The following is a 20,971-nucleotide window of genomic DNA, read 5'->3' on the forward strand; positions in this document are numbered from 1 at the left end:
AATATAAAAATGGTGATATTGCAGAATATGGCTTTCATTCTAATAAGAAAGGTTCTATTTGGCGATTATATAGAGCATTAGATGAAGAAATTGAGCTAGTTAGGATGCCTGATGAAGTTCAATATGTTAACGGCAAAGTGACGGTTAGGTATATGTTTTCTAACACAGAAAGAAGATATACGGGACTAGGCTTTATCTGAAACAGGTTTGCAATTAACTACAACAGGAAGTTGTTTTACTGAAGGTTCTTGTTTTCCTAGTGCTGAACATGTCAATGGGAAAAGCATTGATACACTTTATTTAAGAGATGTTGATGAACAAAAATTTATTAATGCTATGCATAAATTTTATTTTAATAAACAGATAACAGGAAAGAATAAGAAAAAATTTGATAATGCAACACAAGAAATAAAAATGCAATAGTCTTTACTTAATCTGACATTCAAGTTATTTTATAACACAAATAAGGAGAGTCAGAAATGAATCAAACAGCCAAAATCATTAAACCTAAATTAGGACTTTTAGAATTAGCTAAGCAACTCGGTAACGTTCAACAAGCTTGCAAAGTCATGGGATACAGTCGAGATAGCTATTATCGCTTTAAAAAACTGTATGAGCAAGGGGGGGAGCTTGCGCTTCAAGAAATCAGTCGTAAAAAGCCTATCGAAAAAAATCGGGTAGAGCCACATATAGAACAAGCCGTTGTCAATATGGCCTATGAATATCCAGCTTATGGGCAACATCGGGTTGCCAATCAACTTCGTCAAGAAGGTATAATGGTGTCAGGAAGTGGTGTACGCTCTATTTGGCTACGTCACGATTTAGAAAGTTTTAAAAAACGCTTAATAGCCCTAGAAACCAAAGTGGCACAAGAAGGCTGTGTGCTCACGGAAAATCAATTACAGGCCCTTGAAAAAGCCAAAGCATCACGAGAAGCGCATGGTGAAATTGAGACACATCATCCGGGTTATTTATGTGCACAAGATAGCTATTATGTAGGGCACATTAAAGGCATAGGGAAAATATACCAACAAACATTTATACCTAAGTCAGCGGCCATTTCATTCGTTGACGACGAACAAATAAAGGAAATACAATATTTATTAAACTCACGCCCAAGAAAACGGCATAAGTTTAAAAGCCCTGCCTCCTTTTATTCGAAGGAGTTAAGACAAATTGCACTTCATGTTTGAATCCAGGAACATTAAAATAAAAACACCAATAAAATCAACACCTTTCCTGAATGATTTTTATAAGTAAATCTTAGTAGTAATCCAATTGAAACTACCCCAATAATCATAAAAAACAACAATAAATACTAAAACATAGACTAAAATCGCTGATAATTTGCCTCAGTGCTATTAATAATCATCATAATCATTAGTATCAATATACTTTCGACAAGCTTTTATTTCTTTAGGTTTGCACGCCCTTTGTTTTCTATATTCATATCGGTTATTATCTTTGTTCACATGACCGTCTGCCTTATACAGGCATTCTGTTTTGATCTTTTTGTAACGATTATTGCCGATGTATTTAAAATCATCGGTTAGCAATATGTAGTCATTATTTTTTTTACCGAGGCAGTTTTTGTAGCTGGTGGCCTCTTTTTCTTCGTAATCAAAGCGAAATGCGTTGCCTTCAAGATTTAATTTGACAAATTGTTGTTGTTTTTTGTCGTAAACATAATATTTCGAGGTATGATTAGGTCCAGTTAATCTGTCTTTAACAAGACGAAAATCATTATTATCACCATCAAAATTATAATCAATATCTTCGTAACTCACAATATTAACATGACCGTGAAATTCACACCCTTTGATACCGGTAATGGTTTGAATTTGCTTGCCATCATATTTACGATAAACCTTGATACCAACGATATTCGCTTCTTCTTTTTTCTTTTTAGATATTATCACCTTAAAATAAAAATCCTTAGTACTATGCTGTTGTAAATAATCTATATTGTTAAATTCTGCTTCACGCAATGAACGTTCATCGTATTTTTTATATTCAAATATTTTATGTAAATTGACTTTCTTTCCGTTAAGCGTATAGCCAGTAAGATGTTGATAGTCCTCAGTCCCACGATAAAAAGTGCCTTCATCAAAATTTTCAATATATATTTTATCTAATACTTTTTTAGACGAATCCGTGTAATCTACATTAAAATTAAACACATCATTAGGCTTACTGATAAAACTTAAATGCTTAATTTGATGCTCTTTACCCGCAAGATAAAAAGCATATTCATCATCAAAATAAAATTCTGCATTATCTTGCCCAATAGTACCGGTATAAATACGAAACATGGCATAACTAATGGCGGGGATTAATAATATCGTGAGTAAAATACACTTTATATATTTCATTTTGTTATTCCTTATTTTTTATTTGTGCGTTGTTGTTTGGCTTTTGCTTCTCTTTTAGCTTTTTCTTTCGCTGCTTTTTCTTTTGATCTTCGCTCTTTTACTTTTCTCTGTTCTTTTTCATTTATAGCTTGTAAATTAACAAAGAATGCGGGGTTGATTTTATAGCCTAATTTATTTTTTTGTTTATTTGTAACGGTCAACAAAACTTGGAGACAATCTTAGGCCGTTTTTAGTAAATTGTATTCAAATTCTGCAGGTGAAATAAATTCCAGTTTATAATGTCTTCTTTTTTGATTATAAATAGGTTCGATATAATCAATAATATCAGCTATTGCTTGCTCTCTGGTTACATAATCTCGATAGTTGCTCCTTTCTGATTTTAATGATCTAAAAAATCGCTCAGTCACGGCATTGTCTAAGCAATTTCCTGCTCGGCTCATGCTAAAGGTAATTTGATAAGATGCTAATATCCGTTGGGACTGTTCACTGCGATATTGAATTCCCTGATCGCAATGAAATAAAGTTGGGCTTTCTCCTTTACGCCGCTGTATTGCCATATTTAATGCTTTAACCGTAAGGTTACTATTAGGCTTGTGTAACGGTATTATAAAAATTAATAAATCATTTAAGCTCTTGTTTTCTCTCTTTTAAATCACTAAATATTTGCTGATTATGCCACATCTCAATTCAAAGTTCGTATCACTCTTTCGACTTTCTCATTGGTTTGTGGGCATGCGGATTGGGTGAATTTTTGATTGATACGATGGCTATAACACGTTTTGACAAATAAGTGTTCACTTGTGCCTTGATATTCACGTCCATTATCGGAATAAGTACATTCAATGGTATAAGGACACTAGGCTAATACATCATTTTGAAAAAAATTGTACTGAGTTAAATTGGGATTTATCAGGATGAATACTGACATAAAGTTCACGTGAAAAATCATCAATGCCAACAAATAAATATTCTCTAGGTTGTGCCTTTGTTTCATTTTTAAGTAAAGATAAACGTTTGGTATCAACGTGTAGTATTCACTTGGATAGGTTTCGTTATAGCGTTTAGCTTGTCGTCTTAATTTATCTTCAATAGATTTTTCAACTTTAACCAGACGTTTAATTCCATAACTGATGGTTTTATAACATTCATGTTTACTGGTTAAAGGTACAAACAGTTTCAATCGGCTTTCTTTAGTATGTTATAAATGGTAGGACGACTGACCATAAAGCGTTCAGCCAAATCTGTAACTGTTATTTTTTTTATGATATAAGCACCCTATCTCTTGTCTGTGGTAAGGCGTTAATTTTGTTTTTTATGTATATTTATTACAGTCGTTTCTCAAATTACTGTAAATAACGCAAGGAAATGCTACACTTTAGTTAATATTGATTTGAATTGTATGACTAATTACTAATAACTTCTTATCTATTCAACTTAAACTCAAAAACATGTAATGTAAGACTATAAAGAACTGAAAAGGGTTATTCCCTTTTCAGCTTATTTAGTTCATTGTTTAAAAGCTATAACGAATACCAGCTAATAAATCAACTGAGCTTAAATCGCCACTTATTTTATTTTGATAATATTCATTTCGTTTCTTAATAGTAACTTTACCTGCATCAACATAGCGAGCTGTGAAGTCAATATTTATATTATTATTAACTTTATAAGCTACACCAGCAGCAAGATTCCATGCAAATTTAGTTTTTGTTTTTGATAACGAACGCTCGTAATCAACACCGTCAACAGAAACATTATATTTTTCTGTATGACTATTTCCTAATTTAGTGAATGCAACACCTAACCCTACACCAATAAATGGAGTAACTACTGAATCCATATCAATGTCATAATAACCATTTAACATTAATGTATTCATTCGTGCTTTAGTTTTTTGAGTAGAACGAAGAGTATAATCTTCGTATGTATTGTGTCTATTTTCCTTTTTCTCTGCATTACCACGTAGTGTAAAAGATAATTCAGCTCGTACAGGGATATCATAATCTGAGAAATTATAACCTAAATTCAAAGCACCTGCTAATTTAGTTTTATGCATTGAATCAAAAAGGTCATCCTTCAAAACTCCTCTACTACCATAATGCAAGCTATTTTCAAAATTACTTACGCCTAGCACTGAAGCCCCTAATTGACCGCCAAGATAAAATCCATTTTCAGCATGAGCCAAACCAGAGAATCCCACAAGAGTTGTTAATGCAATTAATGTCTTTTTCATTTTCTTTTACTTTCCTTTACTTTCATTTACTGTTTTTAGTTTATTAAAACTAGGAAATTATAGAATAGTCTAATATAGAAGTCCATTAATTAAACATTAATAAAAAATACTTAATTATTTCAAATTTAGTTTCTATTATACCTTCTTATATGCTTGTCAATTTTTGATAAAACAATAAAAAGCGATACATGCTTTAATGGAGATGTTTATCATCATAAACACTTAAAAAATAGAAAACAAAAAACATCAGCAAGTTATTAATTGTTAAAATACAGTTAAACCATATAAAGTAATTTTTAGGAAAACTTTTTATGAGTTTTTAGAAAACTATTTTAATCATAAATTAAAAACAATTCGCATTGTCATATGATTTAATGAAAACCTTGTATTATTTAATTAATGATAACAATTAATGACGTTTTATCTTTATATTCACTCTTTGAGAGAGTGCAATTTATGATAAAATGCCCACAAATTTAATAACGACAATGTTTAGGTACGTGTTTGAAAAAGCCAAAAATTACAAGAAAACAGATTACAACTCAATTTATTTTACTAACAATAATTGGGTTAGCTGTTTGTTTATTTTTATCACAATTCACTTACGATCCATCTGATCCTGCCTGGTCTCGTACGGCTTGGCATGATCCTATTAACAATTTTGGCGGTTATATTGGTGCTTATACCACCGATATTTTTTTCCAATTTTTAGGCTTTATTGCTTATAGCATACCTTTCATTATCATTTTTATTTGTTTACAGCTAAGCGTTTATTTTTATAAACATACCAATGATCCGATTAACTACTTTAGCTTATCGTTTCGGATTATTGGCGTTTTAGCATTTATATTTAGCGCTACTGGCTTTTTTGCGCTAAATATTGGTGATTCTGAACAATTTGAAGCGGGTGGCTACCTTGGTGCAATAGTGATTGAAAGTCTTTTATCCATTATAGATCGCTTTGCTTTATCCTTAATTCTTCTTGGAACTTGCTTAGCCTGTGTCACATTATTAACGGGATTATCATGGTTAAATCTAATTGAAAAATTGGGCGCTTTTGTCATGTTATTACTCTTACCAATTAGATGGTTAATAACGCCAAGAAAAACCCATAAAATAGAACAAACAGATGCAATATCAAAAAACCTAATTGCATCAACCAATGAAGAAACAAAAGAACCGCAATTAACCATTCCTTTCGATCAAAAAGAGGATAATTGCAATCTAATTCAATCACCATCTATCGTTAATAACGAAGCATCTCAAGCAGAATCTTTGGATAACAGCGCATCGATACAAGATGAAACAATAACAATAAAAACAACAGACGAACTACTCAATCGCCATCAAGATGCACAATTACCAACATTAACAACATCGACCCAGACGGTAGAAACATCACCTAAAACAGATAGCCAATCAAAAAAAGAGCTCGACCCAGACGAGATCTTATCTCGCCTTGAATCAATTATTCAAAACATGAATAACAATCGAGCAACGCCAGAGCAAGAAAAAACGCTATCTTCATCGATGGAGCAAATAAAACAAGTCATACAAACACAAAAATCAGAACAAAAATTACCATTCGAAGAATCTGAAAAGTACACAATTTCAGATGCACCAAGTAAACCCTTATTTACTTCAGTGCATAATGAACCTGAAATTACATTTACTAATGAACAACCCCCCTTTGACGCAACTCTCGATGTTTCCACAATTGAAATAGCGGAAACTAAACAACCATTTATACCAGAATCAGAAGTTACAACAAACACAGAAAACTCGGCAAATATAGAGCTTATAACAGATACCGAAACGGAAACAAACATAAACATAGAACAACAAGAATACGTTGATACCGAAGCACTCAAAAAAGAAAACCCAGTTATCGACGACATCTACCCAGAAGAAGCGAGAATTGAAAACGCCCAAAAAAGTGAGCAATTTGAACAAGTTCCAGAAATTGAACAAATTCAACACATTGAAGAAGATGACAAAGACAGCTTAATACACCCATTATTAAGACGTAATGACAAACCATTACCGAAACCGACCACACCACTGCCGTCTTTAAACTTATTAACTGCACCACCAACGGCACGCATTGAAGTGGATCATGCGGCACTCAGCGCAATGTCTGAACTTATTGAAAAAAGCTTATCTGACTACCGCGTTAAAGCAAAAGTGGTTGACTACATGCCTGGCCCTGTTATAACCCGTTTTGAGATTGAACTTGCCCCAGGCATTAAAGCTGCACGAATTTCAACACTTGACCGAGATTTAGCACGCTCACTCTCCATGCCTTCGGTACGTGTGGTTGAAGTGATTCCGGGCAAACCTTATGTTGGTATTGAATTACCGAATAAAAATCGCCAAACAGTCTATTTTCGAGAAGTCTTAGACAGCCCACAATTTAAAGACGCACAATCTCCTCTCACCGTGGTATTAGGTAAAGATATTTCTGGGCAATCAGTGGTTGCTGATCTGACAAAAATGCCACATTTACTGGTTGCAGGTACCACAGGATCGGGAAAATCAGTTGGCGTCAATGCAATGATCCTAAGCATCTTATATAAGTCACAACCCGAAGATGTCAGGTTTATAATGATCGACCCCAAAATGCTTGAGCTTTCTATTTATGAAGGGATCCCTCACTTACTAACTCAAGTAGTAACCGACATGAAAGATGCTGCTAATGCGCTCAACTGGTGTGTTAACGAAATGGAACGTCGTTATCGCTTAATGTCAGCATTAGGCGTACGCAATATTGCAGGCTATAACGAAAAAATAAAATTAGCAGAACAAATGGGCAGACCAATTCCTGATCCACTTTGGAAACCAACCGACAGCATGGATCTTAACATGCCAACGCTTGAAAAGTTACCATACATTGTCGTTATGGTTGATGAATTTGCTGACCTTATTATGGCTGTTGGTAAAAAAGTCGAAGAACTAATTGCACGGCTTGCACAAAAAGCAAGAGCGGCAGGCATACACCTTGTACTAGCAACACAACGCCCATCGGTCGATGTCATTACTGGATTAATCAAAGCCAATATTCCTACACGGATTGCCTTTACCGTATCAAGCAAAATTGACTCACGCACTATTTTAGATCAAATGGGTGCAGAATCACTACTTGGCATGGGGGATATGCTATATTTAGCCCCGAATAGCTCTATACCAATTCGTGTACACGGCGCCTTTGTCCGTGATGAAGAAGTGCATGCTGTTGTGCAAGATTGGAAAGCGCGTGGCACGCCAAAATATATTGAAAATGTCACTGTAGCAAGCGATGATAGCGAAAACAGCAACGCTGATATGTTAGGCGAAGAACTTGATCCATTATTTGATCAAGTTGTCGCATTTGTTGTCGAAACCCGACGAGCGTCTATTTCTAGTGTGCAACGAAAATTTAGAATCGGCTATAACCGTGCTGCCCGAATTGTAGAACAAATGGAAGTTGAGGGCATCATTAGCGCCCCAAGCCACAACGGCAATCGGGAAGTACTTGCTGTATCAACTAGTGATTACTAATTTTTATAATAAACCAAACCATTTAAAGCAATGGATTGGTTTATTACACCATCGTAGCGCACAACATACTAACTCTCATCCCAATAGGTAAAAATAATAATGAATAATTATTATCAGCAAATAGCATTATTAGAACTAAAACTCAATAATGACCCCAACCGATGTTTACCTGCAAAACTGGCAACCCAAGCGCTCATTAAAGAAATTTGTCTGTCACCTAAGCCCGGACTGGTTGATATGAATAATAGTGGCTCCCATCGTGACATGGATTTTCAAACCTTTGTCCACAGCATCAACGCCATTAGTCACTGGTTTGAACATTTTTACAACTACGGAAAAACATCAGCTTTACACGATAACAACCTATTTTTAGCCGGTATTAGACCTATTGGTATTGAGTGCGAACAAGCCATGTTCCAAGCCACTAACCAAATAAATACCCATAAAGGAGGAATTTTTGCCTTTGGATTGTTGTTAGGGGCGATAGGTCGATTAGAACAACTCGGCTTGTCGACCAATGCACAAAGCATTTGTGAGCAAGTTTCAGCAATTTGCCAAGGCATCGTCCACAGCGAACTACAACAAAATAACCAAGCTAATTCAATAGGCGAAAAATTATTTAAACGCCACAAACTCTCTGGCGCACGAGGTGAAGCTGAATCAGGTTATGCGACAGTTAGAAACATTTCATTACCTATTTATCAAGAAATGCAAAATCACAGTTACGACGAAGAAACCAGCTTATTACAAGTAATGTTACATTTGCTTGCCTTTAATCAAGATACCAACTTGGTTGCTCGAGGTGGACTTGAAGGGTTGGCTTTTGTTCAAGAGCAAGCCCAAAAACTGATCAAACAAGGCGGTATTGCTCATCCTCAAGCACGGCAGAACCTTCATCAGCTTGATATTGAATTAATTAAACGTAATTTAAGCCCAGGAGGCACGGCGGATTTAATTGCGGTGACTTGGTTTTTGTTTCAATATAATAAAGAAAATAAGCAAAAAAAATAAATTATCACTATCATTCAACCAATTTTGGGGCTTAATATCAGCCCCAATGAGTATGATATAATATGAATAATAGTGTTATGAATTAATTAAATAACTCACCTTATGCGCTTCAGTCTGTAGTGGAACTTCCCATTTATTTAATAACCGTTGAATGGTTTTATTTGGCAAGGTCGTATCCCGCGCAGAGTTACGGCGATACAACTCTTTTTCTGGCTGTTCAAGATAGACGATTTCCACATTCGCATGATAAGCATAAAGCAAATCCAATGCCTTTTGACGCATCTCTTGCGATAAGTGAGTCGCATTCCAAATAAAAGGTTGTTTTGCTCTTAACCACTGTTTAACCTTTGCCAGAACAAATTGAATAACAAGCCCTTCGTTTTCACCATGCTTTAGTTTGAGCTCAGTTCTAGCATCATCATAAGAAGCAACTGCCCAAGTTGGGTAATGCTGACTGATCCAACTATTTTTACCTGAAGCAGGTAAACCCGATAGCATAATCACATGAGAACCTTTTTGCGGAAACAATGGATAATCAGGTAACACATTACTGCCTCGAAAATATTGCACTCGAGTATAATCATCAACAAATTGGCAAGGCTGATATAAACACGCCTCCTCAAGCGCCAACTGCTTGAATAATTCAACTTCATCAAGTGCTCTTTTTTTATCAGCACAAATGCGCCCTTTCATATCCACTTTTGCTTGCAGGCATAACATCCAAATAGGCAATTGCCATGATAAACGATGAATTAAAAACTCAGGCGATCTCTTTTTTTGCGCATCACTTAATGCAAAAAAAGGCACTTGATGTACACTAATGATTCGGCAGATTTGCTCACGTAAATCAAATGGCACACCCATTCGCCATAATAAAATACGACTACGAATCTCGCCTTTTTTGGAATGCCGTGGTTGCGTAATTTTACCTGTGTCTTCATCAATAACCGTGGTTTCAGGTTTAGCGATATCATGCAACAAAGCCGTCATAAATAATACAAACTGCTCATCTTCTGTTGCATTGGCAAATTCTTCTTCTGCCAATAATGCCCGTATCACCATTTGCGTATGAATCCAAACGTTACCCTCGCCATGGTGCGAGGGATCTTGCGGTGTAATGATTAAGTCATTCAATTCAGGAATACACGTTAACCATGGACTAAAATCATCAGTTGCCAAGGTACTTGCTATTTGCTGTTTTAATGCTTGGTAATTCATCACTTACCTCCATTTAGGCATCGATTATTCCAATTCACCGTCAATTGTGGCGTATATAACTGAGCATTTTGAGCCAATTGGTTTGGAATAAAAGGCTGTTCACTATGGTGCTGTCCTGCATCTAAAATCGCCTGAACAAAATCTTGCCTAACCCATTTTAAGCGATCAAGCGTTTGCTCTTCCGATTCGATTTTAATATATAATCCCTCCATCAAATCAGAATCATCACATTGTTGCCAAGCTTTAGTTAAATCAAGTTTTTCACGCATTACCATCTTTTCAAAACAAGCACGCCAATTGGCGGTTTTAGCTAAAGAAGATGTAATTAACGCTAATAAATCACTTAATTTAGCGGGAGCAAGCCCTGCAAACAACACAGGTACCGATAAAATAGGACCGTCAGCTAATAACTGATGTCGTTTTAAAGTCGATAAAAAACAGTTTTGTTGCCTATCCCAAATATCAAATTCACAAAAATAATGAGGTAATGCATCATAAAAAATAGCATGCTTTTTATGTAACCATTCACCATAAAGGATATAACGATCTTCTAAACGCTCAAGTAGCCATTTTTCATGCACGCAAGCCCAGTGTTTTAATAGGTTAAATTGACGCTCTCTAGCTCCCCCTATCAAATAATGTCCTCGGGATTGAAGCAAAAGTTCACCACTTGCCGAAAAACTAATTGCACAGTTTGCACCATCAAGCTTTTCTTCAACAACAATATACTGACCAGTTAACTGTTTATAAGGACGTTGTCCATGTTCACTATCACCAAATTGTAAGCGTGATCCTTCTAAATGAGGTGTTCGTGGATATTTAATTAATTCTAAATTTTGAATATAAGATTCCGTTGTCATAATGTTTTCTCCAAAAAATAAGGGAAAACCGACAAGGCAAAAATCTATAGATTGAATTGCAACGAAGAAGCTTAGAAAAAACTAAGCAAAAGACAATAGGATAGAAATACCAAGTCGGCATTAAGATAAAGTGTTAATTACAGGCATTTTGCCACCTCGTTATAATGAAGTTATTAGATTAAAAAAACGGCGCTATTATCAAGAGTTGCTAATTTATTGTCAAGTTTAATGATAAGAAATAGTTAGTATTGTTAAAAATAATACCTTTCCCTAATCACTTTTTGACCGTTAATTGGCTATTATCCAGAGTATGTTATTATTGGTTTTGTTAATTTATTAGTTGTCAGTGGGTTACCCTAGTTATGCAAACAGTTGATTTTTCTGAAAAAAACAATCAAAAAAACTTCAATAAAATCAATACCTTTCCTGACCGTTTTTTTACAAAACGCCTCCTTTCCTTAAAGCCTTACTTCCCTAACCGCTTATATAATCGTTCTGGTCGACCTATCTTCCCATGATTAAGCTCTACCGTTAGTAATTTGATTTGGACGCAATATTCTAAATACCGCCGTGCAGTTGTTTTGCTGATGTTAGCCTTTTCTACGATTTCGTCGACGGTGAGCGCTTTATCTGTTTGCATAAATAGGTCTTTTACTTTTTGTAATGTGATTTCTTCAATACCTTTTGAGCGGCGATTCATGTTAACAAAGTCTTTGGTTTGTAAGTTGAACAGTTCATCAATTTTGCGTTGATTGACGTGTTTTTGTAGGCTTTGTCGGTATAAAAATAGTTCAAAACGCTCAAGCGAGTGTTTTAGCCGTTGGTAAGATACGGGCTTTATTAAGTAGTCAAATGCGCCATAACGAATCGCTTTACTGCAAGTATCCATGTCGCTTGCTGCGGTAATAAAAATAACATAACTGTTTAGCTGATTATTGATTATATATTCAAATAATTCAATTCCCTGACCATCAGGTAAATAGTTATCAAGCAAAATTAAAGTCGGTTTTAGTTTTTCAACCATAATTTTGGCTTCGTCTAGATTTGATGCGATGCCTATGACTTTGACTTTGGTGTCTTTTTGAATAAATTCTGCATTTAATTCGGCTAATATTGGTTCATCTTCAACAATAAGTACTTTGATGGCGTTTTCTTGAAATTCGTTCATACAATTACCTTTCTATTATTTGGGAATAAATACAGAAAAAATCGTTCCATATGGGGTATTATCTTCAAATGTAATGTAACCATTGGCTTTTTTTATGTAGGTTGAAACAAGATGTAACCCAATACCGTGTTCTTTACCTTCTTGAGAGGTAACTCCAGGCTCAAAGATAGAGTTACGAATATCTTGATCGACCCCACAACCTTGGTCACTAATTTCAAGGACAATTTCGTCCGTTGCGTCACTAAGATATAAATAAATTGTTTTATCACCTTGTTCATTTTTTAAGCTAGCATTGAAAGCATTATCAAGTAAATTACCTAAAATTGACATAAATTCTGTTTCGCTAATAAGTGCCGGTAATGCACTTAATTGGCATGCGGGGTCAAATATGAGTTTTAGGCCGATTTCGTGCGCTTTTGAATATTTGCCAATCAGTAATCCACAAATTGCGGGGATTTGGATATTTTCAGTAATAAAATCCAAATTGTTTTGGTTATCAGCGGATTGTAAGGCGATAAATGATTGTGCTTCTTCATATCGTTTCATATAAATCAATCCCGATAATGTTGCCAACCAATTAAGATGTTCATGCCTAATAGCACGCAAATTATCGACATATTGGGTTACTTGTGTTAGTTGCATACTCAATAGGTTGATATCGTTAAAATTGCGAAAAGTGATAACCCATCCTTGGATCTTTTCGTCAACAATGATACGGATTCGGTTAGCGATGACGCTGATATCGTTAAAGTAACAGATGTGGTCGTGTATATCTTGATGTTGGTTGTCACTGCCATAAATAAAATCATTAGATTTTATAAAGTCGCTTAATTTACGGTTGATTAACAATTCATCGCTATTAGTAATATCTAACATGCATCTAGCCGATTGGTTAATATTAATTATTTGATAATGAGTATCAATGGCGATAATGCCTTCAAATATGGACTCCATAATCGATTTTTGGCTTTTCACTAACAGTGCTATTTCATTTGGTTCTAAGTTGAGCATCTGTTTTTTTATCGATTTTGAAAAGCAAAATGAGAAAATAAATAATGCCAAAAAAAGTAGCGAACAAAAAACAATAATCGGTATAAACTGGCTGATATGTAACTCATAAATATCGTCGATCATATAGCCAACAGACACAATGCCAATGACGTTTCCGTTATCAATAATAGGTGCTTTGCCTCGTAACGCTAGGCCAAGAGATCCATGACTAATGGTAACACTGCTATTGCCATTAAGAACCTCTCGGTTATCGCCACCAACCATAGGCGAATGCAACGGACTATTTGCGGTATGAAATAGTCGATTTGCATTGGCATCACCAATAACAATATAGCTTGCATCACTTTGTTCAAATATATCGTTAATTAAATTAGCTATTTCATTTGTATCATTATTTTTGACATATTGAATTAAACTTGGTAAAACAGATAGCTCTTTTGCTTGAATTTGCGCCTTTTCACCGAGGCTTCTGTATAAATTGGTTTCTGTTGTATTCCAAATGTAGCTTTGCAATAATGCAAGAACAATCAATGAAAACAACAAAAGCGATAAAAATAGCTTTGTTGTAAACGTTAACTGGGATTTTTTTAGCATGTTTACACAACTTTCGTATTAGATTAGAGTAAGTGTAACACAGCATTAAAAAACATATAGCCTTTAAAACCATAAAAACCACAGTTAATTTATGATTTATATCACAAAAAATTAATTAATTTTTTGTAAAGATACCCGCCATTGATTTCGAATAAATAAAATCATTTTGGAGAAAAAAAGTAATGGTGGATTTCAATTCAATTGGAAAAACGCATAATAAAGAAAAATCAACAATTAATCATATAGAAGAAAACCAAACAGGGTGGCCATATAACTGGTGGCGACTAATGGATAACTATAAAATTGGTGTAATCCCTCTTCCGTTATTTATTATTGCGGGTATTCTTATTTTTTTAGAAGTGTTAGTAACCGGTAAATTACCTAGCGAAATCGTTGAAATGGTGGTAACTTGTGCTTTCTTTGGTTTTTTATGTGGCGAGATTGGTAAACGCTTACCGATTGTTGGGAAAATGGGTGCTGCGGCAATTTGTGCAACGTTTATACCATCTGCACTAGTTTATTATGGTATTTTGCCTAAACCAGTTGTTGAAGCAACAACTAAATTCTATAAAGATACCCATATCCTTTACTTATATATCTGCTGTATTATCGTGGGTAGTATCATGAACATGGATAAGCGAACACTTATTCAAGGGTTCTTGAAGATTTTTATTCCAATGCTATGTGGCGAAATTGTTGGGATGTTAGTTGGTATAAGTGTAGGTTATTTACTTGGCCTTAATGTAGCTCATACATTCTTCTTTTTAGTATTACCAATTATGGCTGGTGGTGTTGGTGAAGGTGCTATTCCACTATCAATAGGTTACGGTGATCTACTGGGTATTGAAGATGGTTTAGGCCGCGTGTTACCTATCGTTATGTTAGGGGGATTAACAGGTATTATTTGTGGTGGTGTCCTTAACCGTATTGGTAAAGCTTATCCACACTTAACAGGTAATGGTAAATTATTCCCAGAAAGTGATAACACCAATACCACTGATAAAAAAACGCTTAAATCTGAAATGGTTATTGATATAACAACTTTTGCCTCAGGTGTACTTTTAGCCACACTACTGTATATGGTTGGTTCGCTTTTCAAAGTTGTAACAGGTATTCCAGCACCTGTAGGAATGTTGTTTGCAGCTGTTTTGGTAAAACTAATATCGGGTGTATCACCAAAAGTATTGAGTGGTTCACAAGTTGTTTATAAATTTTTCCAAACATCTGTTACTTATCCAATTTTATTTGCGGTAGGAGTGGCTGTCACTGAATGGAAAGACATTATTGCAGCTTTTACACTAACAAACTTGACGGTTATTATTTGTACAGTTGTTAGCCTGGTTACAACTGGTTTCTTTGTTTCGAAAAAATTAGGCATGTATCCGATCGATGCTGCTGTTATTTCTTGTTGTCAAAGTGGTCAAGGCGGAACAGGTGACGTGGCGATTCTAACTGCTGCTGAACGTATGGAATTAATGCCATTTGCACAAATTGCTACGCGTATCGGTGGTGCAATTAATGTGTCTTTGTCGTTACTAATACTTGCCCACGTTTTATTAAAATATAATTTAGTTAGTATAGCCGAATTAATAAATTAAGTTTAATTTCTAAAAAGCAACCTTAGTTTATAACTAGGGTCGCTTCTTTTTATTTACAATTAGCACAAACAGCTTTTAAGGAGTTTTCATGAAGCTTGTCAGTTATCTTGTCTCTGATAGAGCAAGTTTTGGTCTTCTTACTCACAATGGCATTGTTGATTTGAAACAAAAATTAGGTGATAAATACGCCGATTTAAAATCATTACTTGCCGATGATGAAGGTCTAGCGATGGCTAAAACCTATCTTGATGCCCCAAGCGACATTGATGAACAAGATATTACTTACTTACCGGTTATTCCAAATCCAAATAAAATTTTATGTGTTGGTATGAATTATGCTGAAAAACGAGCAGAATTTAATGAAACCAGTTCAGCACCCACTCTTTTTGTTCGCTTTCCTGATTCTCAAACAGGAAATAAAACCAATATCATTAAACCAGCTATCACTAATGAATTAGACTATGAAGGTGAATTAGCTATTATTATTGGTAAAGCGGGTTTTCGTATTAGCCAAGAAGAGGCGTTATCTCATGTGGCAGGTTATAGCTGTTATATGGATGGTTCAATTCGTGACTGGCAATATACTTGGTTTACCGCAGGTAAAAACTGGCCAAGCACAGGTGCATTTGGTCCATGTATTACAACAAGTGATGAAATTCCTGATCCCAAAGTATTATCGTTAACGACTTATTTAAATGGTCAAGAAATGCAACATGATTCAATCAAAAATCTTGTGCATACTGTCCCTGAATTAATTTCTTATATTAGTACATTTACCCGTTTATCACCAGGCGATGTGATCCTAACCGGTTCACCAGGTGGTGTAGGGAAAAAACGTAATCCTCCTGTATTTATGCAAGATGGTGATACAATAGAAGTTGAAATTACGGGGATTGGCCGTTTAACCAATTATGTAGTCGCTGAAAAAAGGTAAATTTATGTACGATTTGGTTGATTATACAGTTATTGATATTTCTCAATCAAAACAAGATTATCAAGGTGTTGAGCAGTTATTATCGCGAGCCGATCTTAAGCTAGATTCTCAAGTTACTATTTTTGTTGTGGCAAAATTTAACACTACAATTATTGCTTGTGCAGGTATTGATCGGGATATTATTAAATGTGTTGCTGTTGATCCTGATTATCGTGGTAATCAACTAAATCTGACGTTAATGGATCACACCATAAAATATGCTAACGAGAATGGTTATTTTCACCTTTTTTTATATACTAAACCTGAAAATATAGATTTTTTTAAGGGATGTGGTTTTTATCCTATTGTTGAAATCACCGATCTGGCTGTTCTGATGGAAAACACCCCAGTCGGTATTAGGCAGTATTGTAAAAAACTCAATACGCAACAAAAAGAAGGGGAGAAAATCGGTAGTATTGTAATGAACGCTAACCCCTTCACAAAAGGTCATCAATATCTTATACAGTACGCAGCTAGCCAGTGTGACTGGTTGCACGTTTTTGTTGTTAATGAAAATGCGTCGCTATTTTCGTTTGAGACTCGTTTACAATTAGTCAAAGATGGATCTAAACACATAAAAAATGTTACAGTACACGCAAGCTCGCCTTATATTATTTCAAGAGCAACGTTTCCTACTTATTTTCTAAAAGATAAGGCAAAAATAGATCGAGCTTATATGGGCATCGATCTGCTTATATTCCGAAACTATATCGCGCCAGCACTGAATATCACCTATCGCTTTGTTGGAACTGAACCATATGATGAAGTCACTAAAGCTTATAACGAAGCAATGTCTTATTGGCTTGAAGATAAAGCTATCAGTGTACAATCAGCGATTACTGTTGTTGAGGTTCCACGAATAACCGAAGGGGATACTATTGTATCAGCCTCATTAGTGAGGAAATTATTAGCATCTGAGCAATATGAACAGGTAAAAAAGCTAGTTCCACCAACAACGTGGAATTACCTTTCAGCTAATTTAGATAAATTTAAAATTTAATACATTTTAAAAGGTAAAAAAATGAAAATACAAAAAGAAGCCATGGCAGGGACTCTCGAATCAAGTGATTTGTTAGTCAAAGTCATGCCTAATACCGGGATTGAAATTGTTATTAATAGCGATGTTAATAAACAATTTGGTGATCAAATTCGCGCTGTGGTTGAGCAAACATTACAAGATCTGAACGTAACAGATGGCTTAATTATTATTGATGATAAAGGCGCACTTGATTGTGCTATCAAAGCAAGAATTCAATGTGCAGTATTACGTGGCGCAGAAGAAGAAAACTTAGATTGGAGTAAATTACTATGAAAAAATTACGTCGAAGTATGCTATTTCTTCCGGGCGCAAATGCGGCAATGCTATCAACCTCTTTTGTTTATAAACCCGATTCAATTATGTTTGACCTTGAAGATGCGGTTTCAATTAAAGAAAAAGATTCAGCCCGTTTATTAGTAGCACAAACGTTACGTCTTCCTGTTTATAAAGAGCATGGAATTGAAACAGTGGTACGAATCAATGCACTTAATACTCCATTTGGTTTAAAAGACCTTGAAGCCGTAGTAAGAGCTGGTGTTGATGTTATACGTTTACCAATGACCAACTGTGCTGAAGATATTCACGAACTAGAAGCACATGTAGAACGAATTGAAAAAGAGTGTGGACGTGAAGTAGGCAGCACTAAATTGATGGCCGCTGTTGAATCTGCTCAAGGCGTTGTGAATGCGGTTTCTATCGCTAAATCTTCACCTCGTTTAATTGGTATTGCTCTAGCTGCATTTGACTATCTTGTCGATATGCAAACTGAACGTGGCGATGGTACTGAGTTATTTTATGCTCGCTGTGCTGTTTTACATGCCGCGCGAGTGGCTGGCATCGATGCTTTTGATGTGGTGTATTCAAATGTTAATGACGATGAAGGCTTCTTAAAAGAAGTCAGCCTAATTAAGAAACTTGGATATAACGGTAAATCACTTATTAATCCAAGACAAATTGAACTGTTACACAATGCTTATGCACCAACTGCTGCTGAAGTTGAAAACGCCCAAAAAGTGGTTGAAGCTGCTGAAGAAGGTGAAAGAAAAGGCCTTGGCGTTATTTCTCTAAATGGCAAAATGATTGATGCACCGATTATTGCTCGTGCTAGAAAAGTGATTGAGTTAGCAAAATATTCCGGTGTACGTAAAGAAATTTGATAGGATTAAAATGATGACTTCTATAAATAAAAAAATTGATGATTTGCTTAAACAGCATCCAGATCTCAAGAATATCACGCCATTTATTGACGCTAACGCTACGACTCCTTATTTAAAAGATGAGTCTAAATATACGCGTAAATTGTGTGACTCTATTGAACAAGCGATTCATAAATGTGAATTGCGTGATGGTATGACAATTTCTTTCCATCATGCATTTCGTGAAGGCGATAAAGTTATCAATAAAGTCGTTGAAACAATTAGCAAATTAGGCATTAAAAACTTAACATTAGCATCAAGCTCACTATTAAGTTGTAATTCAGCACTTATCCCTCATATCGAATCGGGTGTGATTACAAAAATCTATACATCGGGTTTACGTGGTAAATTAGCTGATGCCATTTCACATGGTTTGATGGATAACCCTGTTCATATCCATTCTCACGGCGGACGTGTAAAATTGATTCAAAGTGGCGAAATTAATATTGATATTGCATTTTTGGCGGTTTCAACTGCTGATGAACAAGGTAATGCTAATGGTGTATCTGGTAAATCACAATGTGGTGCATTAGGTTATGCTATGGTTGATGCTCAATTTGCTAAGAAAGTCGTATTACTTACTGAAGATATTGTTGGTTACCCAAATCATCCAGCAAGTATTCGCCAAGATCAAGTTGACTATATTGTTAAAGTTGATGAGGTTGGTGATCCAACTAAGATCAGCGTTGGTGCTGCACGTATCACTAGTAACCCTCGTGAACTGATGATTGCGCGTTATGCAGCAGATGTTATTGAGTATTCAGGCTATTTTAAAGATGGTTTTTCTATTCAAACTGGTTCTGGTGCGTCTTCAACCGCAGCAACACGTTTCCTAGAAAATCGTATGCGTGCTAAAAATATCACCGCATCATTTGCTTTAGGTGGTATTACGGCTAGTATTGTTGATCTTCATGAAAAAGGTTTAGTAAAACGTTTACTTGATACTCAAAGCTTTGATGGTACAGCTGGACAATCTTTAGGTCGAAATAAAGATCATATTGAAGTTTCAACTAATGTCTATGCAAATCCAGCCTCTAAAGGTGCTAGTGTCGATGAGTTAGATATTGTGATCCTTAGTGCGTTAGAAATTGACCTTGATTATAACGTTAACGTGTTAACTGGTTCTGACGGTGTTATGCGTGGCGCATCAGGTGGTCACTGTGATACAGCTGCTGGTGCAAATTTAACTATTATTGTTGCGCCACTCATTCGTAGCCGAATCCCTACTGTAATTAAGAAAGTTACAACGGTTGTGACACCAGGTGAAAGTGTCGATGTTCTTGTTACTGACCATGGTATAGCGGTTAACCCTGCTCGTCCTGAAATTGCAGAACGATTAAAAGCGGCTAATTTACCAGTCATGAGTATTGAAGAGCTATATCAACGTGCTGTTTCGTTAACGGGTGAACCAAAACCAATTGAATTTAATGATAAAATCGTTGGTGTTGTTCATTTCCGTGATGGTTCAATCATTGATGTGGTTCGTCAAGTTAAGGACTAATTAACCACAAAGTAGCATGACATTAGCTGATGCCATGCTACTTATCTTTTTCATTATGAATGATATATTAATTAAATTTGATGATGGCACCCCCATCACACTTGAACAGATGTTATTGGCTAAAGAAAAACGTGTACAAAGCCAACAAGAAGCAATAAAACGTTATCATTATCCACTTATTTCGTTAAGTTTAGTTATCCCCGGACCAATAAAAAATAGTAGTGGCGCGAATCGATTATTTAAAGAGGCCATTGCCACTATACACAGTACCCTATCAAAAAATGATATTTCATTAATACATGAAACCCATTTTCATCACATTACTGGCTGTGAAGCCATTATTGTCGCAAAATGCTCAGCCGATATACTAAAGCAATGCTGTATTAATATAGAAAATAATCATCCTTTAGGTCGCCTATGGGATATTGATGTCATTGACCCAATAACCCAACAAAGTATTTCTCGGGCTAAATTTGATCACCACTCAAGGCAATGTTTAGTCTGCCAAGAAATGGCCAAAGTATGTAGTCGAAGCAGAAAACACACTATTGATGAGGTCTTTTCTACCATAAAAAAAATAACAAACGACTATTTTAGCTTGCCAATGTATTAAGGAATATAAAAACCAATAGGATTAACGAAATAAATCTATTTCATTAA

At 35.4% G+C, this 20,971-nt stretch carries 18 protein-coding genes and 3 pseudogenes; 12 read left to right on the plus strand and 9 right to left on the minus strand.

Features of this window, described 5'->3' with window-relative positions; translation table 11 throughout:
* From GQ589_RS07220 to GQ589_RS07230, 3 genes and pseudogenes are all read left to right on the plus strand, one after another.
* A pseudogene (locus GQ589_RS07220) lies at window positions 1–200 on the plus strand (hypothetical protein); the annotation flags it as partial.
* A 7-nt stretch (window positions 201–207) separates the two neighbouring features.
* On the plus strand, window positions 208–423 hold the full coding sequence (locus GQ589_RS07225) for a hypothetical protein (protein ID WP_160425364.1): 216 nt from the start codon (window positions 208–210) through the stop codon (window positions 421–423).
* Between the two features lie 56 nt (window positions 424–479).
* A pseudogene (locus GQ589_RS07230) lies at window positions 480–1,067 on the plus strand (helix-turn-helix domain-containing protein); the annotation flags it as partial.
* Between the two features lie 294 nt (window positions 1,068–1,361).
* Here the strand turns inward: GQ589_RS07230 and GQ589_RS07235 are convergent.
* The 5 genes from GQ589_RS07235 to GQ589_RS07260 form a co-directional block, all read right to left on the minus strand.
* On the minus strand, window positions 1,362–2,372 hold the full coding sequence (locus GQ589_RS07235) for a hypothetical protein (protein WP_160425366.1): 1,011 nt from the start codon (window positions 2,370–2,372) through the stop codon (window positions 1,362–1,364).
* An 11-nt stretch (window positions 2,373–2,383) separates the two neighbouring features.
* The gene (locus GQ589_RS07240) at window positions 2,384–2,572 is read right to left on the minus strand and encodes a hypothetical protein (protein ID WP_160425368.1); all 189 of its coding nucleotides are present in this window, start codon (window positions 2,570–2,572) and stop codon (window positions 2,384–2,386) included.
* Window positions 2,573–2,590: 18 nt separating this feature from the next.
* Window positions 2,591–2,986: a DDE-type integrase/transposase/recombinase gene (locus GQ589_RS07245; protein ID WP_160425407.1), complete on the minus strand. Its 396-nt coding sequence runs from the start codon at window positions 2,984–2,986 to the stop codon at window positions 2,591–2,593.
* Between the two features lie 562 nt (window positions 2,987–3,548).
* A complete protein-coding gene (locus GQ589_RS12540) occupies window positions 3,549–3,638 on the minus strand; it encodes an HTH domain-containing protein (RefSeq protein WP_160425411.1) in 90 nt (29 codons plus the stop codon).
* A gap of 247 nt (window positions 3,639–3,885) precedes the next feature.
* A complete protein-coding gene (locus GQ589_RS07260; RefSeq protein ID WP_160411431.1) occupies window positions 3,886–4,605 on the minus strand; it encodes an outer membrane protein in 720 nt (239 codons plus the stop codon).
* Between the two features lie 546 nt (window positions 4,606–5,151).
* On the opposite strand from GQ589_RS07260, the pseudogene GQ589_RS12545 reads away from it, so the two are divergent.
* Together GQ589_RS12545 and citG are read left to right on the plus strand one after the other, a co-directional pair.
* Window positions 5,152–8,142, plus strand: a pseudogene (locus tag GQ589_RS12545) (DNA translocase FtsK 4TM domain-containing protein); the annotation flags it as partial.
* Between the two features lie 99 nt (window positions 8,143–8,241).
* Window positions 8,242–9,153, plus strand: coding sequence for a triphosphoribosyl-dephospho-CoA synthase CitG (citG, locus tag GQ589_RS07270; protein WP_160401360.1), 912 nt, complete (start codon window positions 8,242–8,244; stop codon window positions 9,151–9,153).
* Window positions 9,154–9,228: 75 nt separating this feature from the next.
* On the opposite strand, the gene GQ589_RS07275 is transcribed toward citG, so the two are convergent.
* The 4 genes from GQ589_RS07275 to GQ589_RS07290 all read right to left on the minus strand — a co-directional run bounded on the left by GQ589_RS07275 (window position 9,229) and on the right by GQ589_RS07290 (window position 14,004).
* Window positions 9,229–10,371: an AAA family ATPase gene (locus GQ589_RS07275; RefSeq protein ID WP_160425372.1), complete on the minus strand. Its 1,143-nt coding sequence runs from the start codon at window positions 10,369–10,371 to the stop codon at window positions 9,229–9,231.
* A complete protein-coding gene (locus tag GQ589_RS07280) occupies window positions 10,371–11,231 on the minus strand; it encodes an RNA ligase family protein (protein WP_160401362.1) in 861 nt (286 codons plus the stop codon). Before GQ589_RS07280 ends, GQ589_RS07275 begins: the two co-directional genes overlap by 1 nt.
* Window positions 11,232–11,697: 466 nt before the next feature.
* The gene (locus GQ589_RS07285) at window positions 11,698–12,399 is read right to left on the minus strand and encodes a response regulator (protein ID WP_160400317.1); all 702 of its coding nucleotides are present in this window, start codon (window positions 12,397–12,399) and stop codon (window positions 11,698–11,700) included.
* Between the two features lie 15 nt (window positions 12,400–12,414).
* Window positions 12,415–14,004, minus strand: coding sequence for a sensor histidine kinase (locus GQ589_RS07290; protein ID WP_160425375.1), 1,590 nt, complete (start codon window positions 14,002–14,004; stop codon window positions 12,415–12,417).
* A gap of 200 nt (window positions 14,005–14,204) precedes the next feature.
* Between GQ589_RS07290 and GQ589_RS07295 the strand changes: the two genes are divergently transcribed.
* The 7 genes from GQ589_RS07295 (at window position 14,205) to citX (ending at window position 20,924) form a co-directional block, all read left to right on the plus strand.
* On the plus strand, window positions 14,205–15,602 hold the full coding sequence (locus tag GQ589_RS07295) for a 2-hydroxycarboxylate transporter family protein (RefSeq protein ID WP_370519425.1): 1,398 nt from the start codon (window positions 14,205–14,207) through the stop codon (window positions 15,600–15,602).
* A gap of 88 nt (window positions 15,603–15,690) precedes the next feature.
* Window positions 15,691–16,536 (plus strand): fumarylacetoacetate hydrolase family protein, encoded by an 846-nt coding sequence (locus tag GQ589_RS07300; protein WP_160400314.1) that lies wholly within the window; start codon window positions 15,691–15,693, stop codon window positions 16,534–16,536.
* Window positions 16,537–16,540: 4 nt separating this feature from the next.
* On the plus strand, window positions 16,541–17,575 hold the full coding sequence (citC, locus tag GQ589_RS07305) for a [citrate (pro-3S)-lyase] ligase (protein ID WP_160400313.1): 1,035 nt from the start codon (window positions 16,541–16,543) through the stop codon (window positions 17,573–17,575).
* Window positions 17,576–17,596: 21 nt separating this feature from the next.
* Window positions 17,597–17,887 carry a citrate lyase acyl carrier protein gene (citD, locus tag GQ589_RS07310; RefSeq protein WP_160400312.1) on the plus strand — a complete coding sequence of 97 codons (291 nt, stop codon included), beginning with the start codon at window positions 17,597–17,599 and terminating at the stop codon, window positions 17,885–17,887.
* The gene (citE, locus tag GQ589_RS07315) at window positions 17,884–18,771 is read left to right on the plus strand and encodes a citrate (pro-3S)-lyase subunit beta (protein WP_160400311.1); all 888 of its coding nucleotides are present in this window, start codon (window positions 17,884–17,886) and stop codon (window positions 18,769–18,771) included. The genes citD and citE overlap by 4 nt, the downstream gene beginning before the upstream one ends.
* A 10-nt stretch (window positions 18,772–18,781) precedes the next feature.
* A complete protein-coding gene (gene citF, locus GQ589_RS07320) occupies window positions 18,782–20,311 on the plus strand; it encodes a citrate lyase subunit alpha (protein ID WP_237398354.1) in 1,530 nt (509 codons plus the stop codon).
* A 16-nt stretch (window positions 20,312–20,327) separates the two neighbouring features.
* Window positions 20,328–20,924: a citrate lyase holo-[acyl-carrier protein] synthase gene (gene citX, locus GQ589_RS07325; RefSeq protein ID WP_160425378.1), complete on the plus strand. Its 597-nt coding sequence runs from the start codon at window positions 20,328–20,330 to the stop codon at window positions 20,922–20,924.
* Window positions 20,925–20,971 lie beyond the last annotated feature (47 nt).

The sequence above is a fragment of the Gilliamella sp. Pas-s27 genome (assembly GCF_009795865.1).
Taxonomy (GTDB): Bacteria; Pseudomonadota; Gammaproteobacteria; order Enterobacterales; family Orbaceae; genus Gilliamella.

Bases quoted from the DNA above. Each gene is read 5' to 3' on its own strand.
- GQ589_RS07235 (WP_160425366.1), bottom strand. From the start codon at position 2,372: ATGAAATATATAAAGTGTATTTTACTCACGATATTATTAATCCCCGCC.
- GQ589_RS07260 (WP_160411431.1), bottom strand. From the start codon at position 4,605: ATGAAAAAGACATTAATTGCATTAACAACTCTTGTGGGATTCTCTGGT.
- citG (WP_160401360.1), top strand. From the start codon at position 8,242: ATGAATAATTATTATCAGCAAATAGCATTATTAGAACTAAAACTCAAT.
- GQ589_RS07275 (WP_160425372.1), bottom strand. From the start codon at position 10,371: ATGAATTACCAAGCATTAAAACAGCAAATAGCAAGTACCTTGGCAACT.
- GQ589_RS07280 (WP_160401362.1), bottom strand. From the start codon at position 11,231: ATGACAACGGAATCTTATATTCAAAATTTAGAATTAATTAAATATCCA.
- GQ589_RS07285 (WP_160400317.1), bottom strand. From the start codon at position 12,399: ATGAACGAATTTCAAGAAAACGCCATCAAAGTACTTATTGTTGAAGAT.
- GQ589_RS07290 (WP_160425375.1), bottom strand. From the start codon at position 14,004: ATGCTAAAAAAATCCCAGTTAACGTTTACAACAAAGCTATTTTTATCG.
- GQ589_RS07300 (WP_160400314.1), top strand. From the start codon at position 15,691: ATGAAGCTTGTCAGTTATCTTGTCTCTGATAGAGCAAGTTTTGGTCTT.
- citC (WP_160400313.1), top strand. From the start codon at position 16,541: ATGTACGATTTGGTTGATTATACAGTTATTGATATTTCTCAATCAAAA.
- citD (WP_160400312.1), top strand. From the start codon at position 17,597: ATGAAAATACAAAAAGAAGCCATGGCAGGGACTCTCGAATCAAGTGAT.
- citE (WP_160400311.1), top strand. From the start codon at position 17,884: ATGAAAAAATTACGTCGAAGTATGCTATTTCTTCCGGGCGCAAATGCG.
- citF (WP_237398354.1), top strand. From the start codon at position 18,782: ATGATGACTTCTATAAATAAAAAAATTGATGATTTGCTTAAACAGCAT.
- citX (WP_160425378.1), top strand. From the start codon at position 20,328: ATGACATTAGCTGATGCCATGCTACTTATCTTTTTCATTATGAATGAT.